Raw genomic sequence first — 22040 nt, 5'->3', positions numbered from 1 at the left:
CCGCCATGTCCCAGGAACCACCCCAAGGCCGCGTCAGCATCCGTGACATCGCGAAGCACATCGGCGTGAGCCATGCCACCGTCTCGCTGGCGCTGCGGAACCATCCGCGCATCTCCGAGGCGCTGCGCATCAAGATCAAGGAGACCGCCGAGGAGATGGGCTACCGGCCGGACCCGATGCTCGCCGCGCTGGCGCACTACCGCCGCGCGAAAACCGATTCCCCGATCACCTCCTGCCTCGCCTGGATCAATGCCTGGCCGGAACCGGACAAGCTGCGCAGCTACCGCGAGTTCGACGCCTATTGGCAGGGAGCCAGCACCGCGGCGGCGAAATTCGGCTACCGCCTCGAGGAATTCCGCATGGGCCGGGACATGACGCCGCAGCGCCTCCACCAGGTGCTCCAGGCCCGCGGCATCCACGGCCTGCTGATTCCCCCGCAGAAGCCGCGGCCGGATTGGCAGGACTTCCCGTGGCAACACTACTCCGTGGTGCGCTTCGGGCGCTCGCTCTCGAACCCGCGCAGCCACCTCGTCACCGCCGACCAAGTGGCGAACACGATGCTCGCCTTCGAGAAAATCCGTGAACGCGGTTACCGCCGCGTCGCGTTCGTGACCAATGAATCCGACGCGCTGATGCGCGGCCACCTGTTCGAAGCCGGCTATCTCGCGGCCCAGCGTTTCATTCCACAGGAGGACCGCCTCAGCGTCTTCGTCACCGACTCCCCCACCCAATCCAGCGATGTCACCGCGCGCTTCAAGTCGTGGTACGACGAGCAACAGCCGGACGCGATCTTCACCGATGACATGGGCTGCGTGGACCTCATCGCCAAGGCCGGGCTGAAGGTGCCGGACGACGTGGCCCTCGCGGTCACCAGCATTCTCGACGCGAAGTGCGAGTCCGGCATCAACCAGCAACCCGAGGAGATCGGCCGGGTGGGCCTGCTGATGCTGAACTCGATCATCAACGACGGTGCCCGCGGCATTCCGAAGATCTTCCGCCAGATCCTGGTCGAGGGAACGTGGGTGGACGGCCCGAGCCTGCCCGACCGCAGCGGGAAGAAGGCCGCGAGGAAGAAGGCGGCGAAGGCGGGGTAGGGTCATCTCGCCGAGATGACCGGGCGGGGGAGATTCGTTCGCAAGAAACACGCCGCCCGATTGGACGAACGGATGGGACGCTCCGTTGGCAGCGGACGCGGCCATTTGCCCCGGTCGCCCCGGCGGTGCGACCCTACCTCTACGGCCCGCCTCTGGAGGTAGGGTCATCTCGCCGAGATGACCGGGCGGTGGAGATTCGTTCGCATGGAAAACGCCGCCCGATTGGACGAAGGGATGGGACGCTCCGTTGGCAGCGGACCCAGCCATTCGACCCGGTCGCCCCGGCGGTGCGACCCTACCTTTACGCCGCCAGCTCGCGGAAGCGCTGCGGGTCCTTTCCCGCCAGCTCGCGCGGCGTGCCGATGGCGGCCACGCGACCCTCCTCCAGCACCACGATGCGGTCGGCGCGCCGCAGGGTCGACAAACGGTGCGCTACGATGAACGTCGTACGTCCCTCCATCAGCCGGTCCAGCGCCTGCTGCACCAGCCGCTCGCTCTCGCCATCCAGCGCGCTGGTGGCCTCATCGAGAATCAACACCCGGGGATTCCGCAGCAGCGCCCGCGCGATCGCGATCCGCTGGCGCTGGCCGCCGCTCAAACGCGCGCCGCCTTCGCCAATCCGCGTCTCCAGCCCGTGTGGCAGCTTCGCCACGAACTCCGCCGCGTTCGCCGCCTCCAGTGCCACGGCCAGTTGCTCCGCGCCCACCGGTCCCGCGCCGTAGGTGATGTTTTCGCCGAGCGTGCCATCGAAGAGAAGCGTCTGCTGGCCCACCACCGAGAGGTGCCGCCGGTAGCTGCGGAGGTCCAGCGCCGTCATGTCGTGCCCATCCAGCAGCACCCGGCCTTCGCCCGCCTGGTGGAAGCCGATCACCAGGTTCATCAGCGTGGATTTCCCCGAGCCGCTGGGCCCGATGATGCCGATCGTCTCGCCCGCGCGCACCGTGAGATCGATTCCTTCCAACCTCGCGCCCTTTCCGTCCGGATCGGCGTAGCGGAAGCCCGCGTGTTCAAACGTGAAATCCCCACTCACCTCCGCCAGCACCTCGCCGCCGGAGATGGTTTCGCGCTCCGTTTCCTCCAGGATGTCGCCCACCGAGCGGATCGCATCGAAGCCCCGTGTGATCACCGGCAGCATCGCATTGAGCTGCATCACCGCGGACACCACCGCCGCCACGTAGCCGGACAGCAGGACCAGATCGCCGGGTCCCAGCGCCAGCGTGCCGCGGTAGCTGAACCACGCGCCCGCCACCAGGATGGCGAGCTGGACCAGCATGAACGTCACCCACCCCACCGCGCTGAAAAGCCCGTTGTGCTGGTCGAGCCGCTGGCCGACCTGCCGCACCCGCCCGAGCGTGTCCTCCACCCGCGCGATCTCCTCGTCCTCCGCCGCGTGCGCGCGGGTCACCGGCAGCATCGCGATCATGCCGAGCACCCGCGAGCTCATGCCCTCGATGCTTTCCCGGAACTCGGTGCTCAACCCGCGCAGGCGCGCGCTGAGGCTGCGGCGGATCACCAGCACCGCCGGCACCAGCAGGAAAAACACCGGCACGAACACCGGCATGCGCGCCGCCGTCACCGCGATCGCCACCAGGATGCTCACCACCGCGAAGGTCCCGCCATCGATCAACTGGCGGCTCATCTGCTCGATCGATTCCACGTCCCGCAGCACCTTCGTCTGCAGCGCGCCGGTGCCCCGGCTGCCGTGGAACGAGATCGGCAGCACCTGGAGCCGACGCACCAGCGCCGAGCGCAGCCCGGTTTCCAGCCCGCGGATCGCGCGGCTGGTGAAGCGCGCGTAGAGCAGGCCGGTGGGGATGTTCAGCAGGATCAGGGACGCTCCGATCACCGCGTTCACCAGGATCACGCGCGGTCCGTCCGCGGCGTGCCGCGCCACCGCGTCGATGATGTTCGCGGTCACCACCGGCAGCACCCACACCGGGCTGGCCTTCAGGAGATAGGTGAACTCACCGAGCAGCAATGCGCGGCGCTCGGGACGGAACAACGCCCACAGCGTGCGCCACGGTTTCGCGGAGTTGAATTCGGAGTCCTTCATCGGGGGCTTTTTCAGACAGAATTAACAGAATTTTCGGAATTAACAAAAATTGGAAAAACGGTCATTCCGGCATGAGCGCATTTATTACTATGAATTTAGTAAATTCTGAAAATTCTGTTAATTCTGTCCCGAAAAGCCCGCGCCACCGAAAAAGCTACCTCTCCAACAACACGCCCGACGCCGAGAAATCGCCGCCGGTCTGCACCAGCAGGGTGCCGCCGGAAAGCGCCGCGCTGCCCGCGCCGAAACGCGCCGCCACCCGCCAGCCCTCGCCCACCGGCACCTCCACCCGCGCCGGGGCGTCCGCGAAGGCGTGCGTGACCACCAGCGCCCGCGTTTCCGCAACGCGGACCACCGCTTGCCAGCCGCGCGGATGCCGCCAGCTCGCTCCCGTCGACCCGTATCTACGACTGGTGCCGTACTTGATCACCGGCGCGGCCTTTCCATAGAAGTCCATCGCCTCCTCCACCACCGCCCACTGCGCGGCGTCCAGCCCCTGGATGCCGCCGGACAGGCACATGCGACCCAGGAAGGTGGCCGCCAGGCTGTATTGCAGGCGCTTCACGCCATCCCGTGGATGCAGCACCGCCCAGATCTGGTTCTGCCGCGGCAGCAGCAGCCGGTGCAGGTTCGCCGCGATCAGCGGGATTTCCACCAGCTCGTGCGCGTCGGAGAACGACGACATCGCCGTGCGCCCGAGCATCGAGGGCTCCAGGCGGTGGCCGCCGGACGAGCAGTTCTCGATCACCAGCTCCGGCAGGCGGCGGCGCAGCTCCTCGAAGAAGCGGTACGATCCCTCCACCTGGCGGCGCAGCCCCTCGCCCTGCGAATCCGGATGATCGCAGCCGAGACCCGCCGTTTCATTGTAATCCACCTTCAGGTAGCCGAAGCCACAGCTCTCCAGCAGGTCGATCACCCGCTCGGTGAGGTAGGCCACCGCCACCGGATCGTTCATGTCCCAGAACCGGCGCTCGCGCACCGTCACCGGGATGCCATCCCGTTCGATGAAATGCTTTCCAATCGAGAACGCCGTGCTCTGCGAGCCCACCGTTTCCATCTCGAACCACAGGCCGGGGATCAGGCCGCGCTCGCGGATCGCCGCGGCCGTGGCGGCGAGACCATTCGGGAACAACAGCTCGCTCGGCTTCCAATCGCCGTGGCCGCTGCTCCAATCGTTCGTGCCCTCCTTGTACCATCCGGCGTCGATCACCAGGTAGCGCACCGGCGTGCCCTGGAGGCGGTCGGCGATGCCGGTGACGTTCGCGTGGCTCGGATCGCCCCACGTCGTGCACCATTCGTTGAAAACGATCGGCAGGTCCTGCTCCACCTCCGGCTGCTCGTTCACCGCCGCGTCCTGCATGGCCGTCAGGCGGTCGCACAGGTCATCGAAGCCCCCCGCCACGCACGCGATCCACGCCGGCGGCGCTTCGAACGATTCGCCCGGCGCGAGCGTCTTCATCCAGTGGCCGAACTCGCGGTCGGCGAGCCCACCGGACAGGCACAGGTCATCGTGCTGGCGGAACACCTCCATCTGCCACGAGCCCGCCCAGCAAAGCTGCGCACCCCACAGCACGCCCGCCGCCGTGTCCTCCGCGGCCACGAACGGGAACCAGCGCCGCACCGGCATCGTGCCGAGCTGGCCGAAGCGCTCGCTGAACGCCCCCGCCCCGCTCCACGATCTTTCCAAATGCAGCTCCTCCACCGAGCGCGTTTCCAGCCGCCCCTCCGCGCTCCAGCCGGAGCGGAAACGGTGCACCTGCAGGCGACCCTCGCCATCCGCCGCCTCGAACGGCGTGATTCCGGAAAGCGAGAAGCTCGACAGCATCTCCAGCGTCACCGGTTTCTCCGAGCGATTGATGAACACGGTCGAAACCGTCAGCGCCGCATCGCCCTTCTTCCAAGTCAGACGATGCACGGCCTCGCAACCATCGTCGCGGAGCAACTTCACCGCGATCGTTTCCGCGTCCCCGCTCGACACGATCGCGAACGACTCATAGCGGAACGCCGCCACCGTGCCGGAATTCCGCAGCGTGTGGCCCTGCGCGAAGGCACCGGGGTATTGGTCACCCACCAGCTTCAACTGCACCAGCGACTCCACCGGCCGCGCCGGCCACGGGTCGTCGCCCGGCAGCACGTCGATGAAGTCCTCGCCGCGCAGGCTTTCACGGGGCTCGACGATGGCACCGGCCTTAGCGGCTGGCACCAGTTCGAGGCCGATGATGCCCGTCGCCGGGTCCCAGGGATAGCGGACCAGCGTGTCGCCGAAGGTGTGGGTGAAAAGGATCTCTCGCATGAATCAAGGAGCAGGGACATTCCTGTCCCGTTCTTGGACTATCAAAAGAAAAGATGAAGAACGGGACAGGAATGTCCCTACTCCTTGGTGCTCACCACCAGTTCACCGCCAGACCCAGCTCGCGGCCGAGCGCTTCCATGAAGTAGTAGTCGCCCCAGCTCGTGTAGGCGGAGCGGGCCTTGCCCACGCCATCACCCACCTCGGCATCGCGCAGCAGACCGCGGACCGCCGGATCGGCATTGAGGTAGTCCTCCGAGCACAGCCGCGCGATCAGATTATCCTTCGCCACGCCGAACGCGTCCTCCGATTTCCCGAGCGCCTCCAGTTCCTGCAGGGCACAGGCGGCCACCGCCGCGGCGGAAGAATCCCGCAGCAAGGGTTCACCCGGATTCAGCCGGAAGTCCCACACCGGCACCACCTCGTCATCCAGCAGAGAGAGGAACTTCCGCGTCACCCGCAGCGAGGCGTCCAGATAACGCTCGTCGCCGGTGTAGCGGTAGGCCATCGCGAAACCATACATCGCCCACGTCGTGCCGCGCGCCCAGTGGGACTCGATACCACGTCCGCAGTAGTTGTCCCCGCCCTTCGGCGAGCCGTCGGCATTGAAGCGGAACGAATGGTACACCGAGTCATCGGCGCGGACGAAATTCGCCAGCGTGGTGTCAGCGTGGCGGATCGCGATCTCGCGGAACCTGGCGTCACCGGTTTCCTCCGCCGCCCAGAAGAGCAGCGGAAGATTCATCATGCAATCGATGATCGCCAGGCCCGCGTAATCCGTGTCCGGCTCGTCCATCCGGCCCCACGCGCGGATGTAGTTGCCCTCCGGCACGAAGCGGCCGACCAGCACCTCCGCCGCGCGGAGGCCGAGCGCGCGCTGGCGCTTGTCGCCCGTGTTCTTGTAGAGCGCCACCGAGTAGAGCGAGTAGAGGAAGCCGATGTCGTGCATGGTTTCCACCGCGTGGATCGCCACGTTCACCTTCGCGTTGTAGAACGGCTCGATGCGCTCGAGCTGCTTCAGGAAGTGCGGCTCCTTCGTGTCCAGCCAGGACAGCACCGCCATGCCGGTAAAGAACGAGTTCGTCCAGTTTCCGATCTCGAAGAAGCCCTCCGGCCAGGCGGCGTAGTCGCCGTTCTGCGCGAAGGCCCAGGTCGTCGGATGATCCACCATCGCCTCGATGTTCAGGCGGGTCTTGGAAACGCACAGGTCGAAGGCGCTCTTCAGCGTTTCTTCGGTCAAGCTGGCGGTTGGGAGGGCGGTAACGCACATAACTTTGTGAATGGTCGTCGTCACCCGTTTTCCTCTGCGGGATTCGCAATGCGGGGGACAAAGCAGGTGACACCGGCATCATCCACCGCTTCACCGGATTGGAAACCCCGCCTCCGGTTTCCTTGGAAACCGGCGAATGATGCGTATCAAAATTGGCGAATACATACAAGCCCGCGTGAAATCATACACGGCGGAGAGCTCTCCGCAAAGGTAGGGTCGCACCGCCGGGGCGACCGGGTCTAGCGTTCCCGTCCGCTCCCACGGGTGCGTCTCACCCCTTCGTCCACTGGGACGGCCTCTTCCCCGCGAACCACCTCCACCGCCCGGTCATCTCGGCGAGATGACCCTACCTCCAGAGGCCCGCTTCAAAAGGTAGGGTCGCACCGCCGGGGCGACCGGGTCGAATGGTAGCGTCCGCTGCCGACGGCGCATCCCATCCCTGCGTCTGATGGGACGGCCTCTTCCCCGCAAACCATCTCCACCGCCCGGTCATCTCGGCGAGATGACCCTACCTCCAGAGGCCCGCTGCAAAGGTAGGGTCGCACCGCCGGGGCGACCGGGTCGAACGGTCCCGTCCGCTGCCGACGGCCCGTCCCATCCCCTCATCCAATCGGGCGACCTTCTTCCCCGCGAACCACCTCCACCGCCCGGTCATCTCGGCGAGATGACCCTACCTCCAGAGGCCCGCCGCAAAGGTAGGGTCGCACCGCCGGGGCGACCGGGTCTAGCGTTCCCGTCCGCTCCCACGGGTGGGTCCCACCCCTTCGTCCACTGGGACGGCCTCTTCCCCGCAAACCATCTCCACCGCCCGGTCATCTCGGCGAGATGACCCTACCTCCAGAGGCCCGCTGCAAAGGTAGGGTCGCACCGCCGGGGCGACCGGGTCGAACGGTCCCGTCCGCTGCCGACGGCCCGTCCCATCCCCTCATCCAATCGGGCGACCTTCTTCCCCGCGAACCACCTCCACCGCCCGGTCATCTCGGCGTGTTGACCCTACGGCCCCCTCTCAATTCTCCCGCACCAGCACCACGCTCCACGGCGACAGCGTCCGCCGCAGCCGCAGCACGCCCGCCACGTCCGCGGTGGCCTGCTCCCGCAGCGTGCCCTGGGCCAGCGCGCTGAGCTTTTCCGTCTGCGCGCGCGTCGGCGTCTCCGGCGAGCCCATCGCCACCCACGCCCCCATCGCGTTGCCGTGATCCGCGTCCAGCGTCTCGATCGTGAAGACCGCGCCGGGTTTCAGGCCGGTGAGCTCCAGCGCGAACTCCTCCGGCGATCCCAGCGACAGCGTTTCATAAGCCTTGTCCCGCGTCTCGAACGACGCCGGCACGGACAACGCCATCTCCGCCGGATAATGGTACGCCAACACCCGTAGTTTCTCCTCGCAGGAGCAGCGTGTGACCACCCCGCCGTCCCAGCGCTGGAGCAGTTCGTCGCCCAGCTCGCCCAGGAAACGATAGGCGTGGAAGCTCGGCTTCACGATCCCCTGCACGTTGATCATCCCGAAGCCGCCGTGGAAGATCGTATCCCCCGCCCCGCCTTCCTCGAAGACGTCCGTAAAGGTCCAGTAGGCCAGGGAGTCCACCGTGCCGATCGATTCCAGGTTCGCCCGCACGATGAACGTCGCGGCCTGCAGGAAGTCATGCGTGAAATCCCGCGGCGAGGAACTGCTGCTCCACTCCGTCAGGTGGATCTCCGCCTGCGGAAACGCGCTGCCGTCCACGATCGCGCGCAGCAGTTTCAGGTCGCGCGCCGTCGCCCCCGCGCCGCGGGTCAGCTTGCTGCCCTGGCCGTGCTCGTCCAGCGCCCAGTCCGTGGGATACGGATGGCACGAGATGAAGTCCACCGGCAGCTTCTCCGCCGCGCACCATTCCAGGAACCGTTCCACCCACACCGGCCGCCAGTCCAGGGCGTCCAGGTCCGCCGCCTCCAGCACCGTGCGATGCTCGGTGAAATCCTCCAGCTCGCCATCGAAGCGCGCGTCCGGCACGAAATTGCTCGTCGAGGGACCGCCCACCCGCAGCCCCGCGTCGATCCCCTTGATCGCCTCCACGCTCACCCGGTAGAGCTCGAAGTACTGGCTCCTAGTACCACGGAAGAACGGCCCGAGGTTCGGCTCGTTCCACACCTCGAAGTACCACGTCCGCACCTCGTCGATGCCGTAGCGGTCCACCCAGTGTTGCACCGTGCGGCGCACCAGCTCCGCCCATTTCGCGTAATCGTTCGGCGGCGCGCCATTCCCCTTCCACCAGAACACCGTGCCCTTTTCCGAGGCCAGGTCGGAGGGGCAGAACCCCAGCTCCACGAACGGCCGGATGCCGAGGTCCAGCAGCCGGTCGAACAGCGTGTCCACGTACTGGAAATTGTAGACCGCCTTCCCGTCCACCTCCTTGTAGACGAACATGTCGTCGTGGAACAGGCCGTGGAACCGCACGTAGCGGAAGCCGCAGCTCGCGATCGCCAGGTCCATCTGCTCCTGCCAATCAGCCCGCAGCCCCTCGTTCGCCCGGCCCGCGCCCACGCAGACGTTCCAGTGGGGGTGCAGCGGCGTGCCGGGGGCGGCGGCGTGGATCGAGAGGTTCGGGGAAGCCATCGGGGATGTCGTTTGGGAAGTTGGAGAAAATGGGACATGACCCGCCATTTCCTGTGATCGGCCGGGGCTTCAAAGCGTTTTGCCCCGCCCGGTCCGGAGCAATCCGGGATCGAGATACCGTGTAAACCAAAGGGCGGTCAGGCCCTGCCGGTCCACCCTTCCTAACTACCTCAAAGGGGTAATTGAGCCGTTCCGCCGCTTGAATTAATTTCATCCAACTCAATCGATCGTATTTACAAGGTCACTGGAAAAGCAGTCGGACGCACCGTCCTCGCCGCCGCTCCCGGACCCTCGGCTGGCCCCCGCGGCCAGATGCAGCCGGTTGAGCCCCGCCGCTTTGAATCCACCGCCAGCACCTACGGGTCACCCCGTACCTGCCCGAACCGAACTCCGATGAAAGCCCTTGCCCAGCAGCCCATCTCCACCGGATCCCGAGCCCGATCCGCCCGTGGTTTCTCGCTGATCGTCACCCTGATGATGATGATCCTGCTGTCCACCATCGCACTCGGATTGCTCGGGCTTTCCAGCATCAGCCTGCGCGCGTCCAGCCGCGGCGAGGCCCAGCAAACGGCCCGCGCCAATGCCCGGCTGGCCCTGATGCTGGCCATCGGCGAGCTCCAGAAGCAAACCGGCCCGGACACCCGCGTCACCGCCCGCGCCGATGTCCTCCAGGAAAACAGCCCGCCGGTCCTCGGGGCCTGGCGGAGCTGGGAAGGCGAGGACCACGAGCAGGGCGGAGCCGCCGCCGGCCGCCCCGTTTCCCCCGGCAACTACAAGACCAAGAAGGCCTCCCGTTTCCTGAGCTGGCTGGTGTCCGGCGCACCCAATGCGCTGGCCGACAGCTCCACCCCGCCGACCACCACCGCCGCCGAGGGCACCGTGCCGCTCATCGGCACCAACACCGTGGGCGACGGCCAGGCCCGCCAGCAGATCCACCTCGCTCCCGTGAAGATCGACAACAAGTCCATCCCGGGCAGCTACGCCTGGTGGGTGGGCGGCGAGAACGAAAAGGCGCGCCTGCCCCAGCCCTACACCCCGAAACTGGACGGCGAATGGGCCGGCAACCTCCAGAGCCACTCGACCGCCGATCCCGAGGAGTTCGGCATGTCCTCGCTGCTCGCCGACGCACAGCCCGCCGCCAAGGCCAGCAGCCTGAAGCAGACCGATTTCATCGCGCAGGCCAGCTCCGACAAAGCCTCACGCACCCACTTCCACGACCTCAGCACCGTTTCCACCGGCCTGCTCACCAACACCGCCACCGGCGGCTGGCGGAAGGACATGTCCCTCTTCACCGAGAACTACGACAACCTTCCGACTTCCGACCTGAAGCTCTTCCGCATCACCCCGGACAAGGACGACTCCGTTTCCCGCGCCACCGCCACCGATGTCCGCCCCGCCGGCTCCCTGCTCTACCCGTGGGCCGGCTACCGCGGCAGCGCCTCGGATCGCGCGTGGGACCAGCAAGGCGCGGTCGCGAGCTGGGCCAATCTCCGCAACTACGCCATGACCTACCAGCAGCTTGGCGGCTCCGGGCCCTTCAGTCTGAAGGCCACCGCCTTGAAGGAAGTCGGCCTCCCCGCGACCTACCTCCACAAGGTCCGCCTGCGCCCGGTCGTCGCCCGCGTCCAATGGGTCTTCTCCTACTGGGGCCGCATCGCCTCGGATGGCAAGCAGTTCACCCCGGGCATCCTGATGACCCCGGTGTTCACCCTCTGGAATCCCTACAACGTCAGCCTCACCAACATCGGGCCGCTCTATTTCACCGTGGGGGACGAGGCCAACCCCAGCCCCTTCCCGGTGGCCTTCAAGTATGAGGTCACCACCGGCAATCCGGACCACAAGATCTCCGGCTACCGCAGCCTCCTGACCGGCAGCAAGAACTACACCGACGTGGCCCCCTTCGCTGTCTCCTCGATCAAGACGCTGCGCTACGAGCTCACCACCGTGCCCGATCTCCAACCCGGCGCGACGCTGGTGGTCAGCCCGTCGAACCAAAACCTCCCATCCCACCGCCTGCCCATGGCCCCCGGCTACCGCACGGACATGGGCCACCTCTTCATTCTGACCAAGGCTTCCGATCCCACGTCCTGGATCTACACCCTGGACGGCACCGCGAAGATGAAACTGGAGCCGAAGTTCAACAACACCTTCTCCTACAAGGGCAAGGACGTCGTCGGCTACCGCCTCGTCGTCCGCGATGACGAGCTCACCGAGGACAAGGCTTACCGCAAGGCCGGCACCGATGGCTACGAGATGGAGTACCAGATGCTCATCTCCCCCGCCGCCGCCCAGACCTATCCGAACCTCCAGAACCTCGCCGACTCCAAGCCGCTCTCCGCCATCCGCAACACCGCCGACCCATTCTTCTCGCTGGTGACCGGCCTGCGCGTGGCGAACAACCTCTTCGGCCCGGACCAGAGCTACGCCCCATCGAAAGGCTTCACCCAGGCCAACCCGCTGGCCAACTACTCCACCATGGGCGACATGGACGTGGCCAATCCCGCCGTCCAGAAGAACTACCCCGGCACCGGCGCCCAGGTGAACGCGGCCATCGACTACAGCTTCCTGAAGCACGCCGCCTTCGATGACACCGTGCCGAACGTGGCGGACACCAAGGGCTACATCCTCACCGCCATGACCGCCCGCGGCATGACCCGCGGCATCGCCGCGGACCTGCCCGTGAAGCCGCTCGCCTCGCTCGCCGAGCTCCAGAACTGGGACATGCGCTTCGGCAACCCCGTGCCGCCCTTCGCTTACAACGTCATCGGCAATTCCGACGCCTCCCCGCTGTTCCCGCCGAACGCCGTGGTCAATGGCAGCTCCACCGCCGCCACCAACCTCCAGCACGACGACTCCTACTGCGCCAATCACCTGCTCTTCGACGACTGGTTCTTCTCCTCCATCGCCGGCGGCACCGCGGGCGGCTACGGCGGCAGCACCGCCCTCATGAAGAGCAATTTCGTGAACTTCCTCAAGGGCACCACCCCGCTCGTCAACCGCGCCTACAAGCCGATCGTGATCGATGCCGTGCGTGCCTCCCAGTCCGGCAGCGGCGCCAACGGCGTGTTCCAGGAACAGGTCGATACCCCGAATTCCTGGCGCACCATCGCCTCCCGCCTGGAGGTCGAGGGCATGTTCAACGTGAACTCCACCTCCGTCGCCGCCTGGCGCGCCCTGCTCGGCCACGCCCGCAACCAGAAGGTCCCCTATTACAGCGAGACCGGCGCCATCACCCTCTCCGGCAACACCGACCACGCCGTGAGCCGCGCCAGCGTGGCCGGCAACGTGGAGGCTGGCACCGGCGGGGCCGCCAGCGAATTCACCGGCTACCGCAAGCTGGACGACAAGCTCCTCGACGAGCTCGCGCAGAAGATCGTCGAGCAGGTCCGCAAGCGCGGCCCGTTCCTCTCCCTCTCCGAGTTCGTGAACCGCCAGCTCTCCACCGACAAGGATCTCGCCATCGCCGGAGCCATCCAGGCCGCGCTCAACCAGCTCGAGAAGGACTCCAGCTTCTACAGCGGCCTCGTCGACAACTACGAGTCCCAGAACAAGTACGCCACCGACGTCCCCGGCGCCGATTACCAGTTCCCCGAGGCCGCCGCCGGTCTCGGTGCCTACGGCCTCCCCGGCTGGACCCGTCAGGCCGATGTGCTCCGCCCGCTGGCCCCGATCCTGTCCGCCCGCGACGACACCTTCACCATCCGCGCCTACGGCGACGCCCGCGACAGCGAGGGCAAGGTCATCGCCACCGCCACCTGCGAGGCCGTCGTGCGCCGCACCCGCGACTACTGCGATCCGGCCGACCAGGCCGACTCCGCCGAGGTCCTCCGCAGCACGGTGAACAAGACCTTCGGCCGCCATTTCGACGTCGTCTCGTTCCGTTGGCTCGGCCGCAACGAAATCTAATCCGGTCCCATCCCCATCCGTCCCATGCGTTCCTTCCTTCTCCTCCTCGGTGCCCTCACGCTCGCGGCTTCCGCCGGTGCCGCGGAAACACCGAAACCCGCCCGCACCTGCCGCGTCCTCTTCCTTTCGCCGCCGGACAATGCGCCCAAGACCCTCTTCCTCAGCGATGGCACCGCCACCCAGGAAGTGGAGCTGCCGAGCATGAACTTCTCCAACGTTTACGCGCTCCCGCCCGGCAACCTCACCCTGCGGCTGCTCACCTCGCTCCCGGCGAAGGACCAGCCGCTGCCCGCCAATGCCCCCGCCGCCGCCCTGGCGGAAGGCGTCCGCGATTGCTACCTGCTCCTCGCCAGCGATCCCGCCAACCCGGTGGCACCGGTGCGCATCCAGCTCATCGATGCCAATCCGGACAAGTTCAGCAAGGGCCAGATGCTCTGGTTCAACCTCAGCCCCTTCCCCATCGGCGGGCAGATCGGCCGCCAGACGCTGAACCTCAAGGCAAACTCCCGCGCCATCGCCGAGCCCCCCGCCAGCGGCTTCGAGGACTACAACGTGAAGATCGGCTACGTCCCGGCGGAGGGAAAACCCGCCGAAATGATCTGCTCCACCGTCTGGCACCACGACCCCGCCGCCCGTGGCGTGATTTTCGTCTACATGTCCCCGAACAGCCGCGCCCCGCGCATCAAGGGCTTCGCCGATTCCCGGCCCGTCGAACTCACCGCCCAGCCTTGAAACAGGGCTCCCACAGAGCGTCATGCAAAGGCCTCGGGGCGGTGGCCGGGTCCCTATCCCCCATCGTAGATCGAAAGAGGGCCCTCTGGATTTGGAGTGCGGCGAGGCATCCTGCCCTTTACCCACATCGACGATGCGGAACGTAGCCGCGCTCGGGAGAGCGTGGGTGGGGAAGATTCGCCCGCTTCGTTGCAGACGCAGCGTTTCTCAAGGCTCCTTTCTCTGAGCCCGGCAGGGCGACGCTCCACTAGCCGGGGTGCCCAAGCCCCCGGGAATCGGCAGCGAAGAATGTCCAAGTCCCGCTAGGGACGACGCTGCCTGCGCTCTTTCAGCGGAATCACCATTCAGATCTCACTGGATGATGCGGCGCTCTTTGAACATCGGGCGCAGGGTTCCATCTGGAGGGTCATTCGGCCTGCGTTGCGTCGCCCCTGCCGGGGCTTGGAACTCCACCACCGCCCGTCACCGGGGGCTTGCGCACCCCGGCTAGCGGAGCGTCGCCCTACCGGGCTTGGAAACAGGCGTCGATCGGATGAGGACTGGACTTGCGAGGGAGATCGTGAACCCACCCAACCCACGCTCTCCCGAGCGCGGCTACGCAGCGTGCGCCCGCGGATGTGGGTAAAGGGCAGGATGCCTCGCCGCACTCCAAATCAGAGGCACCCACCTAGCCTCAGAACCCGGCTGCGATTTTCTTCGAAGCCCTCAAGGACACACCCGAAATGGGGATAACGATCCGGTCCCCCGCCGCCGCGGCGAAATGAAATGCAATTTCCACTGTCGGGTTCTCCGCCGGTTTCTCGGTATTATGATTGATGCACCCAATCTTCGCTTTCCGGAATTTCTCTCGGGGGTTCACCCCCCCAAATGAGATATTGAACCCGTCGCTCATTTGATTTAATTTCATCCAATTCCATCGATCGTATTTACAGGGTCACCGGAAATGCAGTCGGAAAACCCAATCGACCCGACCGCACCACTCCATCATCCCGGCGAATCCGATTCTTCTCTAAAAACCCCGATGAAAACCCAACTCACCGGCAGCCACACCACCACCTGCCCGCCGTCCACGGCCTGTTTTCCTATCGACGGAACTCCCTGATTCCGATAGGATCACCGATTGGATTCGACCCGTCCCGGGCGACCTTTCCCTCCTCCCCCTCCTTGTAAAATCCACCCGAAAAGGGGGTTGAAAATTCCCTTGATTTCCTATTAATTTCATCCAATTCTTTTAATCGTATCTACATGGTGAATTGAAAAGCAGTCGCGAAACCCTACTCCCAGCCCTGCTTCCCATTTCCCATCCGACCTTTCCGTCGGAAGCCCCTTTTGAAAAACCCACCTGCGGATTCGCACTCCGGAGACCGACTCCAAAAGACCCCAATGAAACCCCGAACTCAGTTTCCCGCCTTCGGCAAGAAACCCGGCCTGCGCCGCCGGGGCTTCTCGCTCATCATCACCCTGCTGATGATGGTGCTGCTTTCGACCATCGCCCTCGGCCTGCTGGGGCTCTCCGGCATCACCCTGCGCACCTCCACCCGCGGTGAGGCGATGCAAATGGCCCGCGCCAATGCCCGCATGGCCCTGATCATGGCCATCGGCGATCTCCAGAAGACCCTCGGCCCGGACACCCGCGTCAGCACCACTGCCGATCAGATCCAGGGCGATACCGTGGACGAATCGAAGCCCCCCATCGCCCAGCGCAATTGGGTGCGCGGTTACAAGTCCTGGGCCGATGGCAAGCCCGGCGATGCCCGCCCGGCTCCCGAGTTTCAGCAGTGGCTGGTGTCGGGTGATCCCACCAAGCTCAAGAACCCCGATTTCGCCATCTCCGCCGTGACCGGTGACTCCGTGGAGATCGCCACCGCCAACACCGTGGGCAGCACCGGCCAGCCCGTGCGCGTGCCGCTGATCACCCGCAAGGACACCTCCGCCGCCAAGACCAACGACCGCCTCGGCTGGTGGGTCAGCGACCTCGGCACCAAGGCCCAGGTGGCTCCCGCCGCCAAGACCCCGACCGCGCTCGCCGAAGTCCGCTCCGACCAGCAGGCCGCCCCGGCCTACGCGCTGAAGAACGCCGGCACCGGCACCACCAAGCCCTTCGCCGCGGTGACCACCACCGATCCGAAGCTCGGCCGCCTGCCCACCTGGCAGAGCAGCGCGCTCATCGCCGACAAGCCGGAAAACACCCGCGCGCTCTACCACGACTTCACCACCCAGAACCGCGGCCTGCTCACCAACGTCCGCACCGGCGGCTTCCGCAAGGACCTCTCGATGGAACTCCAGCGCGACACCGCGCCGGATCCCGCCTCCACCGCCCTCTATCAGGTCGGCGGCGAGAACGGCATCAACCAGCAGGAACTGTGGAGCTACTACAACATCTACAAGCAGCTCAAGCGCGGCGGCTCCTTCACCTACACCACCGGCGGCGCCATGCCCTCCGGCACGCCCTACCTCCAGCTCGCCGCGAACCCCACCGACTGTGCCGCCGACGAGAACTTCTACCTGAAGCAGCCGGTCTTCGTCAGCTACCAGATGGCGCTGTCCTTCAAGACCCGCCCCGTGACCTCCGGCACCACCACGGTGAACCGCCTCCACCTCTACGCGGATCCCATCGTCACCCTCTGGAACCCGCTGGACGTGCCGGTGGTCTTCCCCACCTCCACCTTCCTCACGGTGAAGTACTGGCAGATCCCCTATGACATGGTGATCACCAAGGGCGCCACCACCCTGACCTGCCCGCTGGCCGCGAGCCTCTCCGATGCCACCACCACCTCCGATGGCGACTCGAACTTCATCAGCATGCGCATGGGCGTCGCCCAACAGATCGTCCTGAAGCCAGGCGAGGTGGTGAAGATGTCCCAATCCACCGGCGGTGAAGTCTCCCGCGCCTCCATCTCGGGCGGGGTCCACAAGCTCGATGCCAACAAGGGCTTCAACTACGTCGGCGGCGTCTACATGCCGGTGCGCACCCGTACCAGCCAATACGTCGATCTCGCCGCCACCGACTCGATCACCTATTCGCTCCAGCCGAACGACCTCACCGCCGGAGCCACCAGCTCGAGCGGCCACAGCATCACCGGCGGCGCGAGCCACACCCGCCACTTCTCGCTGACCCACCACGAGACCTACATCGGTGACGACCGCGGTGCCTCCTCCGCCAGCTTGGGCTATGGCAACATGAGCATCGACTGGGACTTCGGCAACCGCCGCCTCAAGGTCTCCGACCCGATCCGCACCGAGACCGGCGCCGGAACCAAGCAGTCCTCCGAGCGCCTCTACGCGAACGTCTCCCGCCTCAGCGGCATCTTCCGCACCATCACCGGTCCCTCGGAAACCCGCAGCCTGACCTCCACCGCTCTTTCGGCCCAGAAGCAGCCCTTCGTCCTCTTCTCCTTCAATGCCAAGACCGAGAAAGGCGGAGAGCGCGGCACCCGCAGCCTCGCCCGCTTCAACCCGAAGGCCCTCCACGTCGACTTCTACGATCTCACCGACAAGGAGCGCGACGTGCTGCCCTACGAATACACCGTGGACCCGCTGCTGAGCTGGAAGAACACCAAGCTCGAGGTCAGCACCTCCGGCAACGCCTACTTCGGCGGCGGCATGGATGCCGCCAGCGGTTGCAGCACCGTGATCACCCACTCGATCCCGCGGGAGCCGCTCGTCTCGCTCGCCGCCTTCCAGCACTCCTTTGCCAACGGCTTCGACATCGTCAAGCCCCGCTACGGCTACGCCTCCCTCAATGCCCGCGAGCCGATGCTGCCGCAGATCGCCCACGCGATCGGCAACTCCGCCGCGTCCCCGGTGCTGGCCGCCAGCAAGACCGATGGCACCCTCTCCGGCGGTCGCCCGCTGGCCGACCACTCCTACCTCGCCAACCAGGCGCTGTGGGACACCTGGTTCTGCTCGGGCATCGCACCGCAGACCGTCGACGGCTACTCCCGCAGCCGTACCCAGAAGCAGGTCGCCCAGGAGTTCTTCACCGGTGCCACCCCGCTGCCCGTAGCCGCCTACAAGGCCGAGCTCCGCGGCCAGAAGGCGGACACCCTCGTCTCCACCTACTTCTCCGGCACCACCCCCTCCACCGCGGCCACCGCCATCATCGCCAGCCTGATCCGCGTGGATGGCATGTTCAACGTGAACTCGACCTCCGTGGAAGCATGGAAGAGCCTGCTCGGTGCCCTGCGGGACCGCCCGGTGGTCGTCGCCGACGCCACCGGCAAGGAATCCCTCAAGAGCGAAGGCGGCACCACCCTGGTGGCCGGCCTGCGCGTGCCGCAGGACCTGCTCATCAAGCCCTCCGCCGACGTCCAGGCCGCCGACCAATGGTCCGGCCGTCGCACGCTCACCGACGAACAAATCGAGTCGCTCGCCCGCGACATCGTCCGCGAGGTCCGCAAACGCGGCCCGTTCATCTCGCTGGCCGACTTCGTGAACCGCCGCGTCGGCTCCAATGAAGAGATCGCCCGCAGCGGTGCCATCCAGAGCGCACTGGACTTCGGCTCGAACACCATCAACAGCGACTACCGCCAGAGCCGCGCCGTGTCCTCCGCCGTCTCCGGCCGCTTCGCCTTCCCGAAGGCCGAGGATGGCCCGATCTCCACCGGTGCCCCCGGCGTGGTCAGCCAGGCCGACATCCTCACCCCGATCGCCCCGGTGCTCTCCGCCCGCTCGGACTCCTTCGTGATCCGCGCCTACGGCGACCGCACCGATGCCGATGGCAAAGTGATCGCCCGCGCCTGGTGCGAGGCCGTCGTCCAGCGCACGCCCGACTTCGTCGATCCGGTCGACGCCGTCGACAAGGACTACACCAAGATCAGCTCGCTCAACCAGCGCTTCGGCCGCCGCTTCGAGATCGTCTCCTTCCGCTGGGTCGATTCCCGCGAGTCCTGAGCCCTGCTGCCCGCCCGCTTTTTGTTCCAATCCACGCCATGACCAAACGCCTCCTCGGACTCCTGCTGGTGCTCGTCCAGCCCCTCGCCGCCCAAGCCCCCGCGCCCGCCACTCCCTCGAAGAAGGAGGAAGGCCCGCAGGTCCGCTTCCTGGCCGAACGCGTGCCGCCGAACCTCGGCGACGTGGTCATGCAGGTGGGGGACAACAAGTCCACCGCCTTCACCCTGCCGGTCAACCAGCTATCCGAACCGCAGGCCGCCGCCGCCCGCGGCTTCACGCTGAAAACCGCCGACAAGGGCGTGACCCTGTGCCCGGTGACCCTGCCGGAGGATGGCAAGTCCTTCGCCGTGATCCTCGTCCTCGCCCCGCCTTCCGCCTACGCCCCGGTGGTGGTGCGAACCGATGATCCCGACTTCAAGTCCGGCGACGTGTTCTTCATCAACCGCTCGGCCCAGCCGGTGCTCGGCAAGGTGGGCGATACCAAGGTCGGCCTCCGCCCCGGCGAGGCCCGCAAGATCCGCCCGACCAATCCGGTGAACAACGCCTACTACGACGTGGCCTTCGCCGTGCAGGAAGGCGACAAGAACCGCGTCATCAGCACCACCCGCTGGCCGGTCGACAACCTCCAGCGCAGCTACGTGTTCTTCTTCACCTCCACGGACGGCACCACCACCTTCCGCGCGGTGGACGAGTTCCTGCCCGCGCCCACGGAGAAGCCGTGAGGTTTCGCCCGCGCGGCGAGCCTCTGGAGGTAGGGTCATCTCGCCGAGATGACCGGGCGGTGGACACCGTGCGCAAGCAGGACACCGTCCCACCAAACAAAGCGATGGGACGCGCCCGTGGCAGCGGACATAACCGTTCGACCCGGTCGCCCCGGCGGTGCGACCCTACCTTTGCGGCCCGCCTCTGGAGGTAGGGTCATCTCGCCGAGATGACCGGGCGGCGGACGTTGTTCGCGGAGAGGATGTCGTCCCCACAGACGAAGGGATGGGACGGGCTCGTGGTAGCGGACGGGACCTCACGACCCGGTCGCCCCGGCGGTGCGACCCTACCCCCGCGCATCGCCTCTGGAGGTAGGGTCATCTCGCCGAGATGACCGGGCGGTGGACGCCGTTCGCGAACCCGACTCCGCCCCCACAGACACGAGGATCGGAAGCGCCGGTGGCAGCGGACGCTACCGTTCGACCCGGTCGCCCCGGCGGTGCGACCCTACCTTTGCAGCGCGCCTCTGGAGGTAGGGTCATCTCGCCGAGATGACCGGGCGGTGGACGCCGTCCGCGAACCAGACTCCGCCCCCACAGACACGAGGATCGGAAGCGCCCGTGGCAACGGACGCAACCGTTCCCCCCGGTCGCCCCGGCGGTGCGACCCTACCCATCCAATCACAAAAAAGCCCGGCACCTACGTGCCGGGCTTCTTTCGAAACGTTGTCTCCCGATCTCACATCGAGGTGATCTCCACCAGCTTCGAGAACTGGTAGGAGTTCTTCGCCACGAACTGGGCCTTCTCGGTGTCGTTCTTGAAGCTGCGGACGCGGATCTGGTTGATGCCGGCGTCGGTCAAGACGGTGAGCGAGATGTCCACGGACACCAGGCGGCCGGCCTTGATCTGGTCGGCGGTCACGGTGCCGGTCTTGAAATCGGAGTTGCTGGAATCCATCACCTTCAGCGTGTTGCCGAAGACTTCCAAGGACTGGGCGGTGTTCACCGTGGTGCCGGTGCCGCCGCTGCCGGAGGAGGACGGGCCGCGGGACAGGGTCACCGGCACGATCTGCTTGGTCGTCACCGCGGTGGCGCCGCTGCCGGTGGTCACGGAGACCTCCACGTTGAACTTGAGCGTGAACTGATAGACGTTCTCGCAGACGAAGTTCTGCTTCTGCGCCACATCGCGGGAACCGAAGGCGGTGTAGAGGTCCGCCTGGCCGAGCAGCGAGGTGAAGGTCTCGTTCGGCTCCACCAGCAGGCGGTACATCGCGAAGGTATCGTAGTTCGAGGAGTTCCCGGAGACCGGGTCCTTGAAGTCGAGCTTGTAGGACACGCAGGAAACGTCGCCGCCCATGTCCTTGGCGTTGGTGCCGGCGTAGCGGTCGGTGGCGGCGGTGAAGAAGATCAGGCTGGCGGCGTTGTTGCTCTTCACCTTCGAGTTGCCCGGCAGGTCGCTGTCCTTCTTCAGGTTCGCGTACACCCATTCAAAGGTGTTGCCACGGCGGGTGACCATCGCCTGGAAGTCGGCGGCCATCGAGTCCGTCATCGCCTTGCCCTGGCGGGTGGCGCGGACTTCGGAACGGGAGCGCTGCCAGGCCTCGACGGACACCGAGGTGATGCCCACCAGGATGGTGACGATGATGGTGGTGATGGCCATGGCCACCATGAGCTCCATCAGGGTGAAACCGCGGCGGAGCGATGCTCGAAATTGGGTTTTCATGATCGGTGGAAAGAGCCGGGGCTCAGCGGCGGGCCGCCAGGTTGCGGGTGAAGATCGGATTCTTCAGGGTGGATTTTTCGAAGCCGCTGCCGGTGATGTACTGGTAGGCGGTGCTCGGGATGCCGTAGAACTCGGCGGAGAAGGCAATGACCGCCTCCGGGTAGCTGGCGGAATCCCCGCCGCCGGAGCCGCCGGGCTTCGGATCCTTGATCGTGCCCGGAGTGCCGAGGCCGAGGCCACCGCCCGATTGATAGACGAGCTGGGTGGTGCGGATGGCGAAGACGCGGCCTTCCAGCGCCTTGAGGTCCTCCTGGAGATACTCCTTGTTCTTCGGGTTCTTCGAATCCTCGCGGCGGCGCACGCCGGACTGGATCACGTAGTCCGAACCGGCGATGCCGGAGGAAGCGCTGGCGTAGGCGGAGAGCGTGCCGTCCTCGCGCATCTTGGTCGGATCGGCGCGGTACTGGTAGATGAGGATCGTGCCCTGCAGCGGCTTGGTGTTGCTGTCGGCGCCGTTCTTGATCCAGTCGAAGGCCTTGTCGAAGGCGGTTCCCTTGCTGCCGGACGCGCCGGAGTAGGTTTCGTTGGGACGCAGCGTGGCGAGCTCCTTTTCGAGCGCCGAGGACAGGCGGTCGGCTTCCTGGGCGCTGATCGCGCGACGGATGCCGGCGGTGGCGGGGCCGAAGACCGCGAGGAACGCGGTCAGGAGCACGGCCAGCACGCCAATGGCGATCACGGTTTCCATCAAGGTGAAACCGCGGCGTGGGTTGGGACGAGTGGTCATGGAC

11 protein-coding genes are annotated in these 22040 nt (G+C 66.3%); 5 read left to right on the top strand and 6 right to left on the bottom strand.

Annotated elements, in window-relative coordinates; translation table 11 throughout:
• The first annotated feature begins 5 nt into the window (after positions 1-5).
• Positions 6-1094, top strand: a complete 1089-nt coding sequence (locus llg_RS12870; protein WP_338285074.1) for a LacI family DNA-binding transcriptional regulator — start codon at positions 6-8, stop codon at positions 1092-1094.
• 301 nt (positions 1095-1395) lie between these two features.
• On the opposite strand, the gene llg_RS12865 is transcribed toward llg_RS12870, so the two are convergent.
• The 4 genes from llg_RS12865 to llg_RS12850 all read right to left on the bottom strand — a co-directional run bounded on the left by llg_RS12865 (position 1396) and on the right by llg_RS12850 (position 9297).
• A complete protein-coding gene (locus llg_RS12865; protein ID WP_338285073.1) occupies positions 1396-3147 on the bottom strand; it encodes an ABC transporter ATP-binding protein in 1752 nt (583 codons plus the stop codon).
• A gap of 154 nt (positions 3148-3301) precedes the next feature.
• On the bottom strand, positions 3302-5440 hold the full coding sequence (locus tag llg_RS12860; RefSeq protein WP_338285072.1) for an alpha-galactosidase: 2139 nt from the start codon (positions 5438-5440) through the stop codon (positions 3302-3304).
• Between the two features lie 91 nt (positions 5441-5531).
• Positions 5532-6677 carry a glycoside hydrolase family 88 protein gene (locus llg_RS12855; RefSeq protein ID WP_338285071.1) on the bottom strand — a complete coding sequence of 382 codons (1146 nt, stop codon included), beginning with the start codon at positions 6675-6677 and terminating at the stop codon, positions 5532-5534.
• Between the two features lie 1036 nt (positions 6678-7713).
• Positions 7714-9297, bottom strand: coding sequence for a hypothetical protein (locus llg_RS12850; RefSeq protein WP_338285070.1), 1584 nt, complete (start codon positions 9295-9297; stop codon positions 7714-7716).
• A 393-nt stretch (positions 9298-9690) separates the two neighbouring features.
• Between llg_RS12850 and llg_RS12845 the strand changes: the two genes are divergently transcribed.
• From llg_RS12845 to llg_RS12830, 4 genes are all read left to right on the top strand, one after another.
• On the top strand, positions 9691-13203 hold the full coding sequence (locus llg_RS12845; protein WP_338285069.1) for a hypothetical protein: 3513 nt from the start codon (positions 9691-9693) through the stop codon (positions 13201-13203).
• Positions 13204-13227: 24 nt separating this feature from the next.
• A complete protein-coding gene (locus llg_RS12840) occupies positions 13228-13935 on the top strand; it encodes a hypothetical protein (protein WP_338285068.1) in 708 nt (235 codons plus the stop codon).
• A gap of 1383 nt (positions 13936-15318) precedes the next feature.
• Positions 15319-18828, top strand: a complete 3510-nt coding sequence (locus tag llg_RS12835; protein WP_338285067.1) for a hypothetical protein — start codon at positions 15319-15321, stop codon at positions 18826-18828.
• A 38-nt stretch (positions 18829-18866) separates the two neighbouring features.
• The gene (locus tag llg_RS12830) at positions 18867-19550 is read left to right on the top strand and encodes a hypothetical protein (protein WP_338285066.1); all 684 of its coding nucleotides are present in this window, start codon (positions 18867-18869) and stop codon (positions 19548-19550) included.
• Positions 19551-20268: 718 nt separating this feature from the next.
• On the opposite strand, the gene llg_RS12825 is transcribed toward llg_RS12830, so the two are convergent.
• Positions 20269-21252 (bottom strand): prepilin-type N-terminal cleavage/methylation domain-containing protein, encoded by a 984-nt coding sequence (locus llg_RS12825; RefSeq protein WP_338285065.1) that lies wholly within the window; start codon positions 21250-21252, stop codon positions 20269-20271.
• Positions 21253-21274: 22 nt separating this feature from the next.
• On the bottom strand, positions 21275-22036 hold the full coding sequence (locus llg_RS12820) for a type II secretion system protein (protein WP_338285064.1): 762 nt from the start codon (positions 22034-22036) through the stop codon (positions 21275-21277).
• Positions 22037-22040: the final 4 nt, after the last annotated feature.

It is taken from the genome of Luteolibacter sp. LG18 (assembly GCF_036322585.1).
Lineage (GTDB): Bacteria > Verrucomicrobiota > Verrucomicrobiia > Verrucomicrobiales > Akkermansiaceae > Luteolibacter.
The sequence above is the reverse complement of the archived record's forward strand: the minus strand, read 5'-3'. Positions and strand labels throughout refer to the sequence as shown.